At 70.5% G+C, this 15410-nt stretch carries 12 protein-coding genes and 4 pseudogenes; 7 read left to right on the top strand and 9 right to left on the bottom strand.

Translation table 11 applies throughout. The features are described from left to right. Window positions 1–18: 18 nt before the first annotated feature. From MTF69_RS37690 to MTF69_RS37680, 3 genes are all read right to left on the bottom strand, one after another. Complete coding sequence (locus tag MTF69_RS37690; protein ID WP_243341081.1) at window positions 19–783, bottom strand: MerR family transcriptional regulator; 765 nt, start codon at window positions 781–783, stop codon at window positions 19–21. A gap of 98 nt (window positions 784–881) precedes the next feature. Beyond that, window positions 882–2078, bottom strand: coding sequence for a methyltransferase (locus tag MTF69_RS37685; RefSeq protein WP_374325236.1), 1197 nt, complete (start codon window positions 2076–2078; stop codon window positions 882–884). Window positions 2079–2223: 145 nt separating this feature from the next. Further along, window positions 2224–2583 carry a tetratricopeptide repeat protein gene (locus tag MTF69_RS37680; protein ID WP_243341077.1) on the bottom strand — a complete coding sequence of 120 codons (360 nt, stop codon included), beginning with the start codon at window positions 2581–2583 and terminating at the stop codon, window positions 2224–2226. Window positions 2584–2779: 196 nt separating this feature from the next. Between MTF69_RS37680 and MTF69_RS37675 the strand changes: the two genes are divergently transcribed. Then, entirely contained in the window at window positions 2780–3745 is a 966-nt protein-coding gene (locus tag MTF69_RS37675; RefSeq protein ID WP_243341076.1) for a pirin family protein, read from the top strand. Window positions 3746–4324: 579 nt separating this feature from the next. On the opposite strand, the gene MTF69_RS37670 is transcribed toward MTF69_RS37675, so the two are convergent. Continuing rightward, a complete protein-coding gene (locus MTF69_RS37670) occupies window positions 4325–4612 on the bottom strand; it encodes a hypothetical protein (RefSeq protein ID WP_374325216.1) in 288 nt (95 codons plus the stop codon). 306 nt (window positions 4613–4918) lie between these two features. Here MTF69_RS37670 and MTF69_RS37665 point away from each other — a divergent pair. Then, window positions 4919–5545 (top strand): annotated as a pseudogene (locus tag MTF69_RS37665) (TIGR02677 family protein); the annotation flags it as partial. A 127-nt stretch (window positions 5546–5672) separates the two neighbouring features. Beyond that, window positions 5673–6425, top strand: a pseudogene (locus tag MTF69_RS37660) (class I SAM-dependent methyltransferase). On the opposite strand, the gene MTF69_RS37655 reads toward MTF69_RS37660, so the two are convergent. The 3 genes and pseudogenes from MTF69_RS37655 to MTF69_RS37650 all read right to left on the bottom strand — a co-directional run bounded on the left by MTF69_RS37655 (window position 6418) and on the right by MTF69_RS37650 (window position 8176). After that, on the bottom strand, window positions 6418–7020 hold the full coding sequence (locus MTF69_RS37655) for a hypothetical protein (protein ID WP_243341074.1): 603 nt from the start codon (window positions 7018–7020) through the stop codon (window positions 6418–6420). The pseudogene MTF69_RS37660 and the gene MTF69_RS37655 overlap by 8 nt on opposite strands. A 100-nt stretch (window positions 7021–7120) precedes the next feature. Then, window positions 7121–7375, bottom strand: a pseudogene (locus tag MTF69_RS43940) (Gfo/Idh/MocA family oxidoreductase); the annotation flags it as partial. Window positions 7376–7378: 3 nt separating this feature from the next. Beyond that, window positions 7379–8176 (bottom strand): inositol monophosphatase family protein, encoded by a 798-nt coding sequence (locus MTF69_RS37650; protein WP_243341071.1) that lies wholly within the window; start codon window positions 8174–8176, stop codon window positions 7379–7381. 231 nt (window positions 8177–8407) lie between these two features. On the opposite strand from MTF69_RS37650, the pseudogene MTF69_RS37645 reads away from it, so the two are divergent. The 4 genes and pseudogenes from MTF69_RS37645 to MTF69_RS37630 all read left to right on the top strand — a co-directional run bounded on the left by MTF69_RS37645 (window position 8408) and on the right by MTF69_RS37630 (window position 12596). Continuing rightward, window positions 8408–9593: pseudogene (locus tag MTF69_RS37645) on the top strand (IS1380 family transposase). A gap of 539 nt (window positions 9594–10132) precedes the next feature. Continuing rightward, window positions 10133–10585: a VOC family protein gene (locus tag MTF69_RS37640; protein WP_214934354.1), complete on the top strand. Its 453-nt coding sequence runs from the start codon at window positions 10133–10135 to the stop codon at window positions 10583–10585. A gap of 8 nt (window positions 10586–10593) precedes the next feature. Continuing rightward, window positions 10594–11349 carry a thioesterase II family protein gene (locus MTF69_RS37635; RefSeq protein ID WP_243341069.1) on the top strand — a complete coding sequence of 252 codons (756 nt, stop codon included), beginning with the start codon at window positions 10594–10596 and terminating at the stop codon, window positions 11347–11349. A gap of 29 nt (window positions 11350–11378) precedes the next feature. Further along, window positions 11379–12596: an aminotransferase class I/II-fold pyridoxal phosphate-dependent enzyme gene (locus MTF69_RS37630; protein WP_243341068.1), complete on the top strand. Its 1218-nt coding sequence runs from the start codon at window positions 11379–11381 to the stop codon at window positions 12594–12596. On the opposite strand, the gene MTF69_RS37625 is transcribed toward MTF69_RS37630, so the two are convergent. Together MTF69_RS37625 and MTF69_RS37620 are read right to left on the bottom strand one after the other, a co-directional pair. Beyond that, window positions 12583–13902: a condensation domain-containing protein gene (locus MTF69_RS37625; RefSeq protein WP_243341066.1), complete on the bottom strand. Its 1320-nt coding sequence runs from the start codon at window positions 13900–13902 to the stop codon at window positions 12583–12585. The genes MTF69_RS37630 and MTF69_RS37625 overlap by 14 nt on opposite strands. Beyond that, window positions 13899–15410, bottom strand: coding sequence for an amino acid adenylation domain-containing protein (locus tag MTF69_RS37620; protein WP_243341064.1), 1512 nt, complete (start codon window positions 15408–15410; stop codon window positions 13899–13901). Before MTF69_RS37620 ends, MTF69_RS37625 begins: the two co-directional genes overlap by 4 nt.

The following is a 15410-nucleotide window of genomic DNA, read 5'->3' as shown; positions in this document are numbered from 1 at the left end:
CCGAGTCCTACTCGCCAGTCACGCCCCGGGAGACTCCGTGTGCAGCAGCTCGGCGACCTCGGCGTCCACCCGCCGGGCCATCGCCCGGGCGAACTCGGCGGCCACGACCTCGCCCGCCAGTGGACGCAGCGCCGCCACCGCCTCGGTGATCTGCCGCAGGCGCGTGGCCGAAAGCTGCTCCAGCCCGTCCGCTCCGATCACGTGCGCGCGGAACAGCGCGACGAACCGGTCCGCGACCGCGGCCGCCTGCGTCTGTACGAAGTCACCCGCGTCCAGGACCTCCGCGAGCGGAACCCCCGCACGCACCAGCGTCACCGTCGCCGCCAGCAGCCGCCTGCTGCGGTGCGTGACCAGGTCGCCGTCGATCGTCACGTAGCCCAGCTCGGCCGCCCGCCGGGTGTCCTCGGGGGAGGCCGTCGGGCCGAACAGCTTCCGCAGCTCGGCGCGGGACATGACGACCGGGTCCTCTTCCTCCCAGTCGCGGGTCATCTCCCGCTCGAGTCCCAGCAGTTGGGAGAGTCCGCCACCCTGTTCCCAGGCGGCCAGCAGCTCGGCTATGCCGTTGACCGTGTAGCCGCGCCCCAACAGGTCGTTGATCAGCCGCAGTCGGGTGAGGTGGTCGTCGGAGTACCAGGCGATCCGCCCCTCCCGGCGCGGCGGCGGGAGGAGCCCGCGCTCCTGGTAGTAGCGCAGGTTGCGCACCTTGACCCCGGCCGCACGGGCCAGTTCCTCCCGGCGGTAGTGCCCGCCGACGGCCGCGTCTTGATCCACCTGACTGCTCACGCGGCCGAGTGTAGGACGTGCTGACGGGCCTACCGGCGGGTTAGCCCGGGGCAGTTGGGGGCAGTTGGGGGGAGCGCCGCGCAGGGTGTAGGGGCAGGTCACGCGTCGCGGGGCTGCTCGCGCCGCTTGACCGCCCGCAGGACCACGAACTTCGGCTCGCTCGCGGCGACTTCGCTGTTGCCGAAGAGGCGGCGCAGGTGGGTGTGGTACCCCATGTGGCGGTTGGCCACCACCCACAGCTCGCCGCCCGGCCGCAGCACCTTGCGCGACTGCGCGAACATCCGCAGCGCCGTCGCGTCGGTCGTCGCCTGGTGGGAGTGGAAGGGGGGATTGCAGAGCACCAGGTCCACCGAACCGGGCGGCAGCATCGAGACGCCGTCCCCGACGATGAACTCGGCGCGGTCCAGACGTCCTTGGATGTTGGCGCGGTACGTCGCCTCCGCCGAGGCCACCGCCTGGTACGACTCGTCCGTGAAGACGACCTCGGCGTCCGGGTCGGCCACCGCGACGGCCGTGCCGACGATGCCGTTGCCGCAGCCCAGGTCGACGACGCGGGCCCCGTCCGTGTTGGTCGGAATGCTCTGCAGGAAGAAGCGGGTGCCGACGTCGAGGCGGTCCGCGCAGAAGATCCCCGCGTGGTTGACCACGGTCAGACCGGAGCCCGATCCCGCGTCCTGGTCGACGGTGTACGTCACCGGCCACGGACCGTCGGTCCTGGGGTGCGCGGCCCCGGGGTTCCCGGGCGTGCAGAAGATCAGCCGGGCCTTCTTCTCGGCCAGCGAGGTCTTCGTCGGACCGAGGATCTTCTCGAAGAGCCGCAGCGTGGAGGTGTGGATCTCCTTCACCATGCCGGTGCCGACGACCACGGTGCCCGCGTGCACGTGCGGGGCGACGCGGTAGAGCTGGTCCTCCAGGAGCGCCAGGCTCTTGGGCACCCGCACCAGCAGCACGTCGATCCGCTCCGGCGGCGCGTCCTGCGTCGTCAGGAGGGTCACGGTGCTCTTGGCGGTCCCGATGCCGTTGCGGTCCAGATTGGCCGCGGTGGCGGAGCGGGTCAGGCTGGAGTCGGTGATCTGCGTGGGGTGGTACGCGGCCAGCGCCGTCGTCAGCGCCCCCCAGCGGTCACCGATCACGGTGATCTGCCCGGCGCCGGCCAGATCCACCGGGCCGCGTTCACCCGTACCGGATTCGAGGTGGCGGAGCAGGTACTCGTCGGCGGCGTCCCATGCGAAGAGCCGGTCGCGCGGGTCCTCGGGGAAGCGGGCGAGCTCGTAGGAGCCGAAGGGCGTGGTCAGACGGTTCATATTGCCCCCAGGCTAACCGAGGGACCGCCCCGGTCCCGCACGGGCGGGGCCGGGAGAGTGGGCGACGCGGCACACGGCCGCGCCACAGGCCCGGCCCGGACCCGGTCCCGTACGCCCCTCCGGCCCTCCGGTACTGCTACTCCGGGAGGTCCCCGGCCATCGCGGCGGCGATCCGCAGATGCGGAGCCGCCTCGGCGGCCCGGCCCTGGCGCTGCAGGGTCCGCCCGAGCATCAGCTGCGCGTAGTCCTCCACGGGCCAGCGGTCCAGAACGGCACGGAGCTCGCGCTCGGCCTTGGAGAGCTGCGCGGAGTGGTAGTAGGCGCGGGCCAGCAGCAGCCGCGGAGCCAGCAGCTCGGGGGCCTCGGCCGCCACGCCGTGCAGGACGCGGGCGGCGTTCGCGTACTCCTTCGCGTCGAAGAAGAGCCGGCCACGGTCCCAGCGCTCGGCGGCGGTCCCGTGCTCCAGGTAGCCCTGCTGCGCGTCGATCGCGCTCATCGCGCCCATCATGTCCATCGGATCCCTTCCACCGCACAGGTGCTGTACCGAGCCGAGCCCCAATGCTCGGCCGGCCGGCCGAGCCCCAACGCTCGACCGGCCTGCTCCGCTCGTCTTCCGTCCGGCTGCTCAACACGTGGATCCGTACGCACATTCCCATGACCCTGGCGGCGGCGCCGGGACTAAGTTGTGCGGTATGAGCAATCTCGATCGCCAGCCCGCTCTCTCCACCTGCGGCGGCCGCGGGTTCGTCGTCGCCGAGCCCGTGCGCGAGCTCCTGAGCCCGCGCACCGTCAAACTCGGCGAGTCCACCGAGGTCCGCCGGCTCCTGCCGAACCTGGGCCGCCGCATGGTCGGCGCCTGGTGCTTCGTCGACCACTACGGCCCCGACGACATCGCCGACGAGCCCGGCATGCAGGTCGCGCCCCACCCGCACTCGGGGCTCCAGACCGTGAGCTGGCTCCACGAGGGCGAGGTGCTGCACCGCGACAGCGTCGGCAGCTTGGCGACGATCCGCCCGCGCGAGCTGGGCCTGATGACCTCCGGCCGGGGCATCAGCCACTCCGAGGAGAGCCCGCGCCCGCACGCCCGCTTCCTGCACGGCGCGCAGCTGTGGGTGGCCCTCCCGGACGCGCACCGCGACGTGGACCCGCACTTCCAGCACCACGCGGAGCTCCCGCAGGTCAGCGCCCCGGGCCTGACGGCGACGGTCATCCTGGGCACCCTGGACTCGGCGACCTCGCCCGGAACCGCGTACAGCCCGATCGTCGGCGCGGACCTGACCCTGGCGGCGGGCACGGAGACCCGGCTCCCGCTGAACCCGGACTTCGAGTACGCGGTCCTGTCGATGTCCGGCGAAGCCCACGTCGATGGCGTCCCGGTCCTCCCGGGCGCCATGCTCTACCTCGGCTGCGGCCGCACGGACCTCCCGCTGCGCGCGGTCTCGGACACCGGCCTGATGCTGCTGGGCGGCGAGCCGTTCGAGGAGGAGATCGTGATGTTCTGGAACTGGATCGGACGGTCACACGATGATATCGCGAGGGCTCGAGAAGACTGGATGAACGGGACGCGATTCGGTGAGGTGAAGGGCTATGACGGCCCTCCGATTCCGGCTCCCGAACTCCCGCCGACGCACCTGAAAGCGAGGGGAAGGGTGCGTTGACCTGCTGCTCTGTGTGAGGCGAGGGCCAGGGGAGGTGCTCGCTCCTGGCCTCCCGGTTTTGGCTTTGCAGGGGAGGCCGCCGGGCATGGTGCGAGAGCCTTCGACACCGGCGGTCGACTCTCATGTGTTGCAGGCTGTTACCAAGTTTGGTCGAACGAATGCTGACCTTTTGCTGACTTTACTGACGAGTAGTTAGATCTGGCCGCTGGCTGGTCGAGTTCTCTTGCCTGCCAAGGACAGTGGTGGTCGCCACTGCGCCGCCGGCTCCTACGATCGGGCCTTCGGGCTCGGCCGGGGCGTGTGATCCGTGGATGGAGTGTGCGTGGCGGATCTTGTGCACAAGTGACAGCGCCCTCGCCTGTTCAGTCCCCTCCGCCAGGCTGTGACGAACGTCGTGCGCGCGCCGGCGGCCTACGGCTCTGAGGTGACCGGATGCCTCAGGGGCGCCCTCGCTGAGGAATCGAGCGGCCGCGTCCAGAGGTCCTGGAGCCCACCAGGGTGCGGGTCGCCGTGAGAGGGCACCGCGCCCATGGGCTGCTGCTCCGGGGTGCAGAGGCATTCTCGTCCTGGTTGGCGTGGTCAAGATCGAAGGACGACGTCCAGATGTCGCTGGACCGGCTCGAAGAGTCCGTACGGGATGTACTGCGGGATTTCCGACAGGGTCGCCCATGCGACCTCGGCGATGTCGTCAGCGTCCGCCACGTGCGCGGCCCCGCCGACCACCTCGCTGGCCGTGTACGACACTTGCCGGCCGGTGATGGGATGGACCCGCTCGCCCAGCGGAACCACGGCCACCACGTCCAGTCCGGCCACTTCGAAGTGTCCGACGCGGTACGCCTCGGCGTACTGGACGCGTGCTTCTTCCATGGCGGCTTCCCAGCGGATGCGCTTCTGGCTTGCCGCTTCGATATCGCCGAGACGTCTGTGTTCGGCAGCTTCGCCGCGAAGAGTGACTCCTGCGCGATCTCGGCGACTGGTCTCCCATCCGTCGGCGGGACACCCCGCCGCCACCCACTCAAGTACCGCAAGCTGACGTTTGTTGACTGGCCGTTCCAATGGTCCGCCCGGGACCTATGACCTACCTGACGGGGACGGATGGTGTCAGTGATCGTGGGGCGCTAGTTCCGAGCCTGGGGTCCATTTCATGCCGAGTCGGTACGCGCGGGAGATCACGTCTTGGACTCCGGGGCCGAGTCCCGGCGCCGCCCCTCCAGCGCCGTGCAGGACTTCCGGGAGCTCGCGCGCTGGTTCGCTGCGGCTACCGGCGAGGAGGACCTGCACCGGCTGTGGTCGGCCGCCTTCGGCCTCGGCCCGGCCCGCCATGCCCACCTCGCCCACCCGGACCCGGAGCTGATCCCCTCGTCCCACTCCTGGTCCGAGGCGCCGCCGGTACAGGTGTCGGCCCTGCTGAGGACCAGTGGACGGGCCGAACGGTTCACTCGTACTGTCACCGTGCGGAACGCTGCGGGGGTCAGGGGGGAACGAGCGGAGCCGGCGCGCGCCTGGCCGGCGCTGGAGACGGACGGCCCCGTACGGCTCTGCTCCTTCAGTACCCTCGACCCCGCGGCCTTCGAACGTCTCCTCGATCTGCTGGGCCGCGCACCGGCCACCCGGCCGAACGCGGGTGGCCGGCGACGGGCCACGACCGGCGACGGCCGGGTGGAGGTGGCGCTGTCGCCGCCTCCCGGCGGGCGCGCCGGTTGTCGGCATCGTCCGGACGCGGTAGCCGTCGACGCCGGTGTGGCGGGCGAGGGACGCAGCTCCGGCGGAGCAGATCCGATGAGGTGGTGTTCAGCATGAGTCCGCCTCCGCCGAGGACCGCGCCCGCCCTCGCCCCGTGCCCCCTCGTCCTCCCGGGCGGGCTGCCACACCAACGGGCGTGCGTGTGGGCCTGGTTCGGTTGTCGTCGAGGCGATGCGGTCGGCTGATGATCGACGCGGACGGCTGCTTCTCGAAGCAGGTGGCGGAGCGGTACGACGATGGTCGTGGTCCCGAGTTTCAGGAGGAGGTCATCGGGCGGACCGTCGACATTCTGGCTGAACTCGCCGGGGACGGGCGGGCTTTGGAGTTCGGAGGCGGGACCGGGCGGATTGCCTTGCCTTTGGCGCGGCGGGGGGTGTCGGTGCACGGGATCGACATGTCCCGGGCCATGTCGATCGCATGCTCGCCAAGCCCGGGGGAGAGCGAATCGGGGTCTCGATCGGGGACTTCGCCACGACCTCGGTGGATATCGAGCGTGACGGCGGCTTCTCCCTCGCCTATCTCGTCTTCAACACCATCATGAACCTGACGAGCCAGGAGGCTCAGGTCGCCTGTTTCCGCAACGCCGCCGCGCATCTCGCGCCCGGCGGATGCTTCGTCGTCGAGGTGTTGGTGCTCGAGCTGCGGAAGATTCCCGCGGGGCAGAACTTCGTCCCGTTCCGGGCCGGGCCGAGGGAGCGGGCCTATACCGTCTACGACCGTCCCCCAGGGCGCGACCTGCCATTACATCGAGATCACGGAGGACGGGCGGGGCGAAGCCCGGAGCATTCCGTTTCGGTATGTCTGGCCCGCCGAGCTGGACCTGATGGCCCAGCTCGCCGGGCTGCGGCTGCGTGACCGCTGGGACGGCTGGACGCGTCGGCCCTTCACCGAGGACAGCGTCCAGCACGTCTCCGTCTGGGAGAAGCCGGTCAGCTGATCAGGTCCTGGGCGCGCTGGAGGACGTCCATGGCGGGGAGGATGGTGTCGGGGCTGATCGCCGCCGGGCGGTTGGCCCTCGTCGCCGCGAAGAACTCGCGGTTCTGCAGCACGCGGTCCTCCTCGTCCTCGGGGTGCTCGTCCGGCTCGTAGGCGACGCCGTCGCGGTCCCGGACGACGTTCATCTCCACGAAGACGGTCCGGCCCGCCCCCGCCAGGTAGTAGTCGCAGACCTGCGGGGTCTCGTTGGTGTACGAGCCGACGACCGTGCCCACGCGGCCGTCCTCCGTCGTCATCGTCAGCGTGATGTCCAGGGGTTTGCCCGATGTCGGGTCGGGGCGGGTGTGCGCCACCTGGACGTCGACGGTGGACGCGTCCGTGATGCCGAGCAGTCCCAGGGTCATGTCCGTCGAGTGGTTCATGTGGTGCCACAGCAGGTCGTCCGTCCACGAGCGGACGTAGCCGCTCGACCCGACGCGGTCCCGGCGCAGGATCAGATAGCGGGCGAGCACGCCGTCGAAGCGCCGGGTGCCCGCCGCCACGTCGCCGAGGAGGCCGCGCAGGCCGGTGAGGTAGCGGTGCGTGTGCGCGACCATGACGGTGACGCCGCGGGCCCGGGCGAGGTCCGCCAGCTCGTGTGCCCCCCGGCCGACATGGCGAGCGGGATCTCGACGAGTACCGGCTCCCGGCCAGGATGCAGCGGCGTGCCTGGTCGGCGTGCACGTCGTTCGGCGATCCGAGGATCACCGCGTCGACCGCGTCGTCTGTCAGCGCCTCGTCGAGTGAGGTCCCGTGGTGGGCGATGTCGAATTCCTTGGCGAAGGCGGCGGTCCGGTCGGGGTCGCGGCCCACTACGCGGTGGAGTATCTGGCTTTCCGCCAAGGTGATTTCGGCGTGGAGACGGGCCACCTGGCCGTACCCCACGACGGCGATCCGCAGTGCGTCGGGCATCTCTCAGAACTCCTCGGTGGTGATCAGTGCCCGCAGCTCGGCGGCTAAGGCCGGTCCGGCGCAGAGGACTCCGGTGCCCCAGGGGGTGCATTCCGCCCCCGCCTCGCGGGAGATGAGCGCTCCGGCGGCCCAGTCCCAGCGCTCCAGCTCGTCCTCCAGGAACGCGTCGAGGCGGCCCGCGGCCACCCACGCCAGGTTGAGGGCCGAGCTTCCTGTCGACCGCACGCTGCGGACGGCCGGCAGCAGTGCCGTGAGGGTGCGCGCCTGACGGGTTCGGCCCTCGGCGGTGTACGCGTATTCCGTGGCCACGACGGCATCGTCGGCGGGGCACGGGGGGCGTATCGACAGTCGTGTGTCCCCCAGCCAGGCCCCGCCGCCGTCCACGGCCCAGAACACCTCGTCGCGGTTCGGGTCGTGCACGACGCCGACGCGCGGTTCCCAGCCGTCCTCGACTCGCTCTTCGAGGGCGATGCTGACGACGAAGTGCGGGATGCCCAGGGCGAGATTGCCGGTCCCGTCGACGGCGTCGACGACCCATCGCAGCCCGGTGTCGCTCGGGCGGTCCGGGTGGTCCTCGCAAACCAGGCCGACCTGGGTGCCGGAGGCGTCGATGACTTTGAGGATCGCCTCGTTGGAGGCGACGTCGGCCGTGGTGACGAAGTCTCCCGGCGCGGACTTCGTCTCGATGATCCTGGCTTCCGCGTGGGCCGACCGGAGAGCGTCCGTCCCGGCTCTCGCCGCTTCCAACGCGCGTTCCAGCCAGGGATCCCAGTCGCTCACAGAGGCTCCCGGCGTGCTCATCGACTCTCCTAATCGGCCGTCCGGTGGCGACTGGCGTATTTAGATCAACTCGCCCGCGCAGACTAGGCGGAGGAACAGAACGGCACAAGCGCGTCAGTTAAGTCCCTAACCTCGCGCTTTCATGAAGCGGGCTGTCCGACGGGTGGTCCCGTAAGCGAGAAGTGTCTCTGACCAGCAAGAATGAGGATTGTCGAGGTCCTTGTTCCTGCCATCGCCGGAGGCATTTCTCAGGTGAAGAAGCGTATCGGGTCATATCCGCGTGTCCGCATCGAGGGCGGTGGCCGGGCCGTGGTGTCCCAGGCCGGGGCCGTGCTGCTGGTCGAGACGGTTCGCAAGGCCGGACTGGACCGGGCGGTATCGGCGGCGCTTGCGCCGTGGCGTCGTCCGAGGGCGGTGCACGAGCCGGGGAAGATCCTGCTGGACGTGGCGCTCGCGGTCGCGCTGGGCGGGGACTGCCTGCCGGAATGTCGGGATGCTGCGTGCCGAGCCGGCCGTGTTCGGGCCGGTAGCCTCCGACCCCACCGCGACCTGGAAGAAGACCTTCGGGCACCATCCGCTGATGGGATTCGTCGATCACGGAAGCGGCGGCAGCGGGGAGCCGGTGGCCGGCCTGCTCAGGCCCGGCAACGCAGGCAGCAACACCGCCGCCGACCACATCGCCACGGCCTGACTGGCCCTGGCCCAGCTGCCGAAGAAGTACCGGCGGGGCCGACGGACGCTGGTCCGTACCGACTCCGGGGGCGGCACCCACGAGTTCGTCGCCTGGCTGGCCCAGCGCGGCCGGTGGCTGTCGTACTCGGTCGGCATGACCATCACCGAGCAGACTCACCAGGCTGTACTCAAGGTCCCCGCCCCGGCCTGGACTGCGGCAGTTGAGCCCGGCGGCGCGATCCGGGACGGGGCCTGGGGCGCCGAGATCACCGGGGACTGCCTCAAGGGCTGGCCGAAGGGAATGCGGCTGATCGTCCGCAAGGAACGGCCCCATCCCGGCGCACAGTTGCGCATCACCGATGCCGACGGACTGCGGCTCACCGCCTTCGCCACCAACACCATCGACCTTCCGATCGCGTCACTGGAGCTGCGGCACCGCCAGCGAGCACGCGCAGAAGACCGTATCCGTGACGCCCGCGCCACCGGCCTGCGCAACCTGCCCCTGCACGACACCGCGCAGAGCCAGATCTGGCTGGAGATCGTCCAGATCGCCCTCGACCTGCTCGCATGGATGCCCATGCTCGCCCTGACCGGCGAAACCCGCAGGTGGGAGCCCCGCCGCCTCCGACGCCGCCTCTTCTCCGCCGCCGCCCAACTCGTCACCATCGCCCGCCGCCGGCACCTGAGGTTCGCCCGCCACTGGTCCTGGACCGACGTGATCACCAACGCCCTGGCACGGCTCGAAGCCCTCCCGAACCCCGGCTGACCAGCACGTTCCCGTCCCCGCAACCAGCACCACCCCGACCGGAGCCGTGGAACCCGGCGCCCACCCGACGCGACAGCCGGGCCACCGCCATACCCGCGATCAGGCCAGACAGCCGAAACGGCCCGCCGAAGAAACCGACGGACCGTCACGAAAGATCGAGGCCAATGATTTCGGATAGTTCGAGACGTGGGGGTGTGGGGGGACGATGGAGTGGTTGGGTGTGGGGTCTTGTAAGTGTCGTGAAAATGGACTCAGTTGTTGTTGTCGCTGGTCGAACCGGCGGTCGCAGGGCGGATGTTGTAGAAATTCGGGGGTCCGCGACCCAGCGTGGCAACCTCGCATGTCATATGATCGCGAACGTATACGCAGGGGGAGGGCGGTCCGAAAGCACACCCCTGTTCGGACGCGGGCGCAGTGACGTTCCTGTCCGAATCCGTGGCGCATCGCCCCCGGTCGCGGCAGTCCCGCTCCGTCGGTTCACGACGCGCGCAGGGCATTCCGTACGCGCCCGTGGTTCTTACAGCGCATGAAAGGTGGACATGACGGCGCTCAGTACTGGCAGTGCGGGACTCAACGTGACGAATCTCGAACGTTCCGTCGACTTCTATCGGCGGTCCCTGGGGTTCGACGTCATTCGGCAATCGACCGGACCAGTGAATCGCTATGCGCTCATGGGATCCGACGGCGTCGTCCTGCTGACTCTGTGGGAGCAGTCCTCCGGCGCGTTCCCGGTGAACCGGCCAGGTCTGCATCACCTCTCCTTCGAGGCGGCCACCCTCGACGACCTGCGGGCGGCGGAGAAGCGTCTCCGGACGGCCGGTGTGGCTCTTCGGGATGATGACGGCAGCAGTGAAGATGCCGCCTCTGCGGGGCAGTTGTTCTTTGCCGATCCCGACGGCATCCGGCTGGAGATCTACACCGACGATCCTGCCGTGCCGCACGGCCCCACCCCTGCCCTTCCCCGCTGCGGCTACTTCGACGACGGTGCGTGAGGGGGCCCATGCCGAGAAATCCCTGGTTCCCCTATCCCGTACGCGAGGGCGCGCTGCACATCCTCTGCCTTCCGCACGCGGGAGCCGGCGCCTCCTCCTACCGGTCCTGGGCCTCGACGGCCCCCGAGGGGCTGTCGGTCTGTCCGGTCCAGCCGCCCGGTCGGGAAGGGCGCGGTGCGGAGGCCGCGTACGACGACGTGGCCGCCTTCGTCCGTGACCTCGCGCCCGTCCTGCTCGACACCGTGCCCCGTCCCTTCGCGCTGTTCGGGCACAGCACCGGTGCCCTGACCGCGTACGAGCTGGCGCGCGAACTGCGCCGTCTCGGCGCGCCGATGCCCCGGCACCTCTTCGTCGCGGGCCGTCGCGCGCCGCACATCCCCATGCCCCGGACGAATCTCGGGAACGCGTCGGTCGACACCCTGCGCGAGACCCTCCGGAAACTGGGGGGAACCCCGGAGGCGGTGCTGGAGCAGGACGGGCTGCTACGGCACCTGCAGCCGCTGCTGGCCGCGGACTTCCATCTGAACGAGTCGTACGAGTTCCCCGGCGACGAGCCGCTGGACGTGCCCATCACCGCCTTCCCGGCCCTCCATGACAGCGGGGCGGGGGTCGCTGAGATGGGGCCGTGGAATCTGCACACCACGTCCGACTTCAATCAACTGGAGCTGGACGGCGGGCACTTCGCCGTGTTCGATCAGGCCGCTCGTGTCCAGGCCCACATGATGAAGCAAGCCGAACCGAGCCGAGAGCAGGTTGTGCGATGAGGTCGTCCATCGGGGACAAGATGTGTTCCATGTCGGGGCTGCGCGTCATCATGGACGACATCGCGGCGGTGACGAGCCATTCGCCCCACAACTGGCTGAACCTCGGCATCGGCAACCCCGCGCCCCTCCCCGAGCTGACCGCCTTCTGGCAGCGGCACGTGCGGCAGGCGCTGGACGCCGACTTCGAGGGGCTCAGCTGCAGCTACGGGCCGTCCCGGGGGCTTCCGGTGCTCCTCGACGCGGTCGTGGAGTACTTCAACCAGCGCCTCGGCTGGGACATCGACGCCTCCAACGTCATGGTCGGCCCCGGCAGCCAGATGCTCTGCTTCATCGCCGGAGCGCTCTACACCGGGCAGTCCACGGCCGGTGAACGGTCCCTGGTCCTACCCGCGCTGCCGGACTACACCGGCTACGAGGCGTCGAGCCTGCACAAGAGCCTGGTGGGCATACCCAGCGACGTCGTCCACTCCGGCGACCACCGCTTCCGCTACGTGCTGGACACGGCGGCGGTGGAGCAGACGCAGGGTGCCGGCGTCTTCCTCGCGTCGAATCCCAGCAACCCCACGGGCCGTTCGCTGACCCAGGCGGAACTCGACACGATCATCAAGGTCGCCGGTGCGCAGGACGCGCTGACCATCGTGGACAACGCCTACGGAGAGCCGTTCCCCGGCATCGCGGTCACCCACACGCCGCCGCCCCCGGAGAACGGTGTGCTCAACTGCTTCAGCTTCTCCAAGGCGGGGCTGCCCGGCGAGCGCCTCGGGATCGCGATCGGACCGGCCGAGGTCGTCAAGGACATGGTCGCGTTCCTCGGGAACACGGTCCTCCACGCCCCCCGGCTCGCCCAGTACGCGGTGGCGCAGGCCCTGAAGAGCGGCGACGAGCTGGGAGAGATCGTCTCCGGGACCATCCAGCCCTTCTACACCGCGCGCTGGGAGCTGGCCTCCGAGCTGTTCCGCGAGGACCTTCCCGCGGACCTGCGCTGGTACCTGCACGAGGGCACGCGCGGCATGTTCTCGTGGCTGCACATCGACGAGCCGTGGTTCGACGACCTGCGGCTCTACGACCTCATGAAGGACCGGCACACCTTCGTGGTCCCTGGCTCGTACTTCTTCGCGGGGACCACGTCGCCGGAGGCCGTCGAGCACGGCCGCCGGTGCGTGCGGATCAGCCTCAGCGCCCGGGAGGCGGACCTGCGTCAGGGCATCGCCCGACTGGGCGATGCCCTGAGGGTCATGGCGTCGTAGCGGGAGAGCCGAGGAGCTCTCCGAGCCGTCCCGGAGTCACCGTGGTGTCGGCGGTCACCGCCGCCACCACGGTCGCCCACTGGGCCAGCATCCGCTCGGCCTCCTCCGGCGTGAAGCAGCCGGTCGCGTAGTCGGCCCGTACGAGGTACTCGTCGCCGGACTCGACGACGTACTGGCACCAGTCGAACTTGGGCCAGGCGGCACCGACGTACACGCGCTCGCACCGCAGCCCGGGGAGGACGAGCTCGCCCGGGTCGTCGTCGATGACGAGGACGACCCGGGCGAGGTTGTCGCTGGAGCGCAGGCTTTGCGCGGACCGGAGGTTGCTGCTGATCGCCGCGTACGGCGTCTGACGGTGCCGGAGCGTGGTGAGGACGTTCTTCTTCGTCGTGGCGCAGGCCTCGGCGAAGGACATCGTCCGAGGCACGTGCACGCGGAGCGGCATGAGGTCCGTCAGACAGCCGAACATCCGGTCGAGCTCGGCCGCGCCTCGGCGCGAGGTCGGCGTGCCGAGGACGACGTCCTCGACCTCCACCGTCGCCGAGAACGTCATGGCCATCGTCGCGGCGAACACCACGTGCGGCGTCGTCCGCAGCGCCCTGGCCGTGTCCCGTACCGCCTTGCGCGTCTCCGCGGGCAGCACCACGCTCACCATGTCGGTGCCGGGTCCCCGCCGGGGAGGCTGCGGACGGGGGTACGGCGGGAGCTGCGGCAGCGGCGTCACGTCCGCGAGGTAGTCCGCCCAGAAGTCCAGCGCCGCCGGGGAGACACCGGCGGCGCGCTGGGCGACCGCGTAGGCGCCGGGGTCGCCGGCGAGCGGAGGAAGCGCGGGCGGCTCTCCGGTGACCTGCGCGTTGTAGAGAGCGCCGAGCTCCTCGGTCAGGATCGACAGCGAGACGTCGTCGACGATGATGTGGTGCACCTGGACCAGCAGGACGTGGTCCAGCGGGGAGCGCTTGTAGAGCGTGGCCCGGTACGGCGAGCGGGTGAGGTCCAGCGGACGGCGCCCGGCCTCCCGCAGCACCGCTTCGAGCTCACCGCCCGGCCACTGCTCCCGTTCCATCTCGCTCGGCGGCTCCGGCGCGAAGCGCTGGACCGTGCCGCCGTCCTCCAGGAGGAAGCGGGTGCGCAGTGCCGCGTGCCGCAGGACGAAGGCGTCCCAGGCCCGCCGCAGCGCCTCCGGGTCCAGCGGTCCTTCGATCCGCTGGGCCCAGGTCTCCAGATACGGCGAGCGCCGCCGGAAGAGCTGCTCCGAGATCCAGATCGACTCTTCCTCGAACGTCAGCGGATAGGCCTCGCCGGTCACCGGCGGCCCCGCTCGCCCAGGGCCCGCAGGTCGACCTTGCCGTTCGCGCTGATCGGCAGGGCGTCGAGGCGCTCCATCGCGGTCGGGATCGCGTACGCGGGCAGCATCGTCGCCAGCTGCTTCCGCAGCTCGCGCGGGGTGAGGCCGGCGTGGTCCGCGTCGGTGCTGTAGTACAGCGCGATGTGCTGGACCTGGCCGTTGTCGTCCCTGACCGCCACCGCCGCGCAGGTGCGGATGGCCTCGACGCGCCGGGCGGCGCTCTCGATGTCGCCGAGTTCGATCCGGTTGCCGTTCAGCTTGATCTGGCGGTCGATGCGGTCGCGGTAGTGCAGCACTCCATCCGAGTCGAACAGGCCCATGTCGCCGGTGCGGTACGCGCGCCGGGTCTCGCCGTCGACCTCGATCTCGATGAACTTCGTCCCGGTCAGGACGGGGTCGTTCACGTACCCGAGCGCCAGCCCGCCACCGGTGACGAGGATCTCGCCGGTCTCCTCGGCGGAGGCGGGGCTGCCGTCGTCCCGGACCACGACGACGTCCGTGCCGGGCACGATCCGCCCGAGCGGGATGCCGCCCGGCACCGACAGGTCGGCCGGGCCCATTCGGTGCAGCGTCGTCAGCATGCAGTTCTCCGCCGGCCCGTACCCGTTCCAGACCGGGACGTCGGGGAAGCGCTCGAGGTAGCGGCCCACGTGCGCGGGCGACTGCTTCTCCCCGCCGACGTAGAGCCGCTTGAGGCCCGCGAAGCTGTCGACGTCCTCGTCGACGAAGAGGTTGAACAGGGAGGTCGTCAGCCACAGCGTGTCGACCCCCTCGTCCGCGACCAGCGCCCGCAGGCGGCGGGGCATGAGGTGGTCCTCGCCGACGATCACACTGGTGCCGCCGGTGGAGAGCTGGCCCCAGAGCTCGAAGGCGTACATGTCCCAGGGCAGCGGCGCCGCCTGCGGGGTCACGTGACCGGGGCCGAAGCCGTCGAGGCCGGCCGTCCCGAACATCCGGGTGACCGCCCGGTGCGTCGTGACGACGCCCTTCGAGACGCCGGTGGTGCCGGAGGTGAAGAAGACCGTCGCGGCGTCGTCGAGCGACACCTCGGGCGAGTTGTACGGGGCCGGGTCCGCGGCGGCGGACATGACGGACTCCGGGGCGATGACCCGGACGGGACGGCCCTCGATGTCGCCGGGCGTGCGGCCCACGACGACCGGGGCGTCGAGCTGGTCGAGGATCGAGGAGACCCGCGAGGCCGGCCAGCGGGGATCGATTCCGGTGTACGCGGCCCCGCACGCGAGCACGCCGAGCTGCACGGCCACCAGCTGGGCCGACCGGGGGAGCATCAACGCGACGATGTCACCTTGCCGGACGCCCCAAGAGGTCAGCAGGCGTGCGTAGTTGTCGCCCGCCTCGGCGAGCGTGCGGTAGGAGACGTGCTCGGTGTCGTGGACCAGTGCGATGGCGTCGGGGTTCGCCGAGGCGAGACGTCGGACGGCCAGATGAAGGGGAAGCCGCGTCGACAT

The organism is Streptomyces sp. AP-93 (genome assembly GCF_022808175.1).
Classification (GTDB): domain Bacteria; phylum Actinomycetota; class Actinomycetes; order Streptomycetales; family Streptomycetaceae; genus Streptomyces.
The sequence above is the reverse complement of the archived record's forward strand: the minus strand, read 5'-3'. Positions and strand labels throughout refer to the sequence as shown.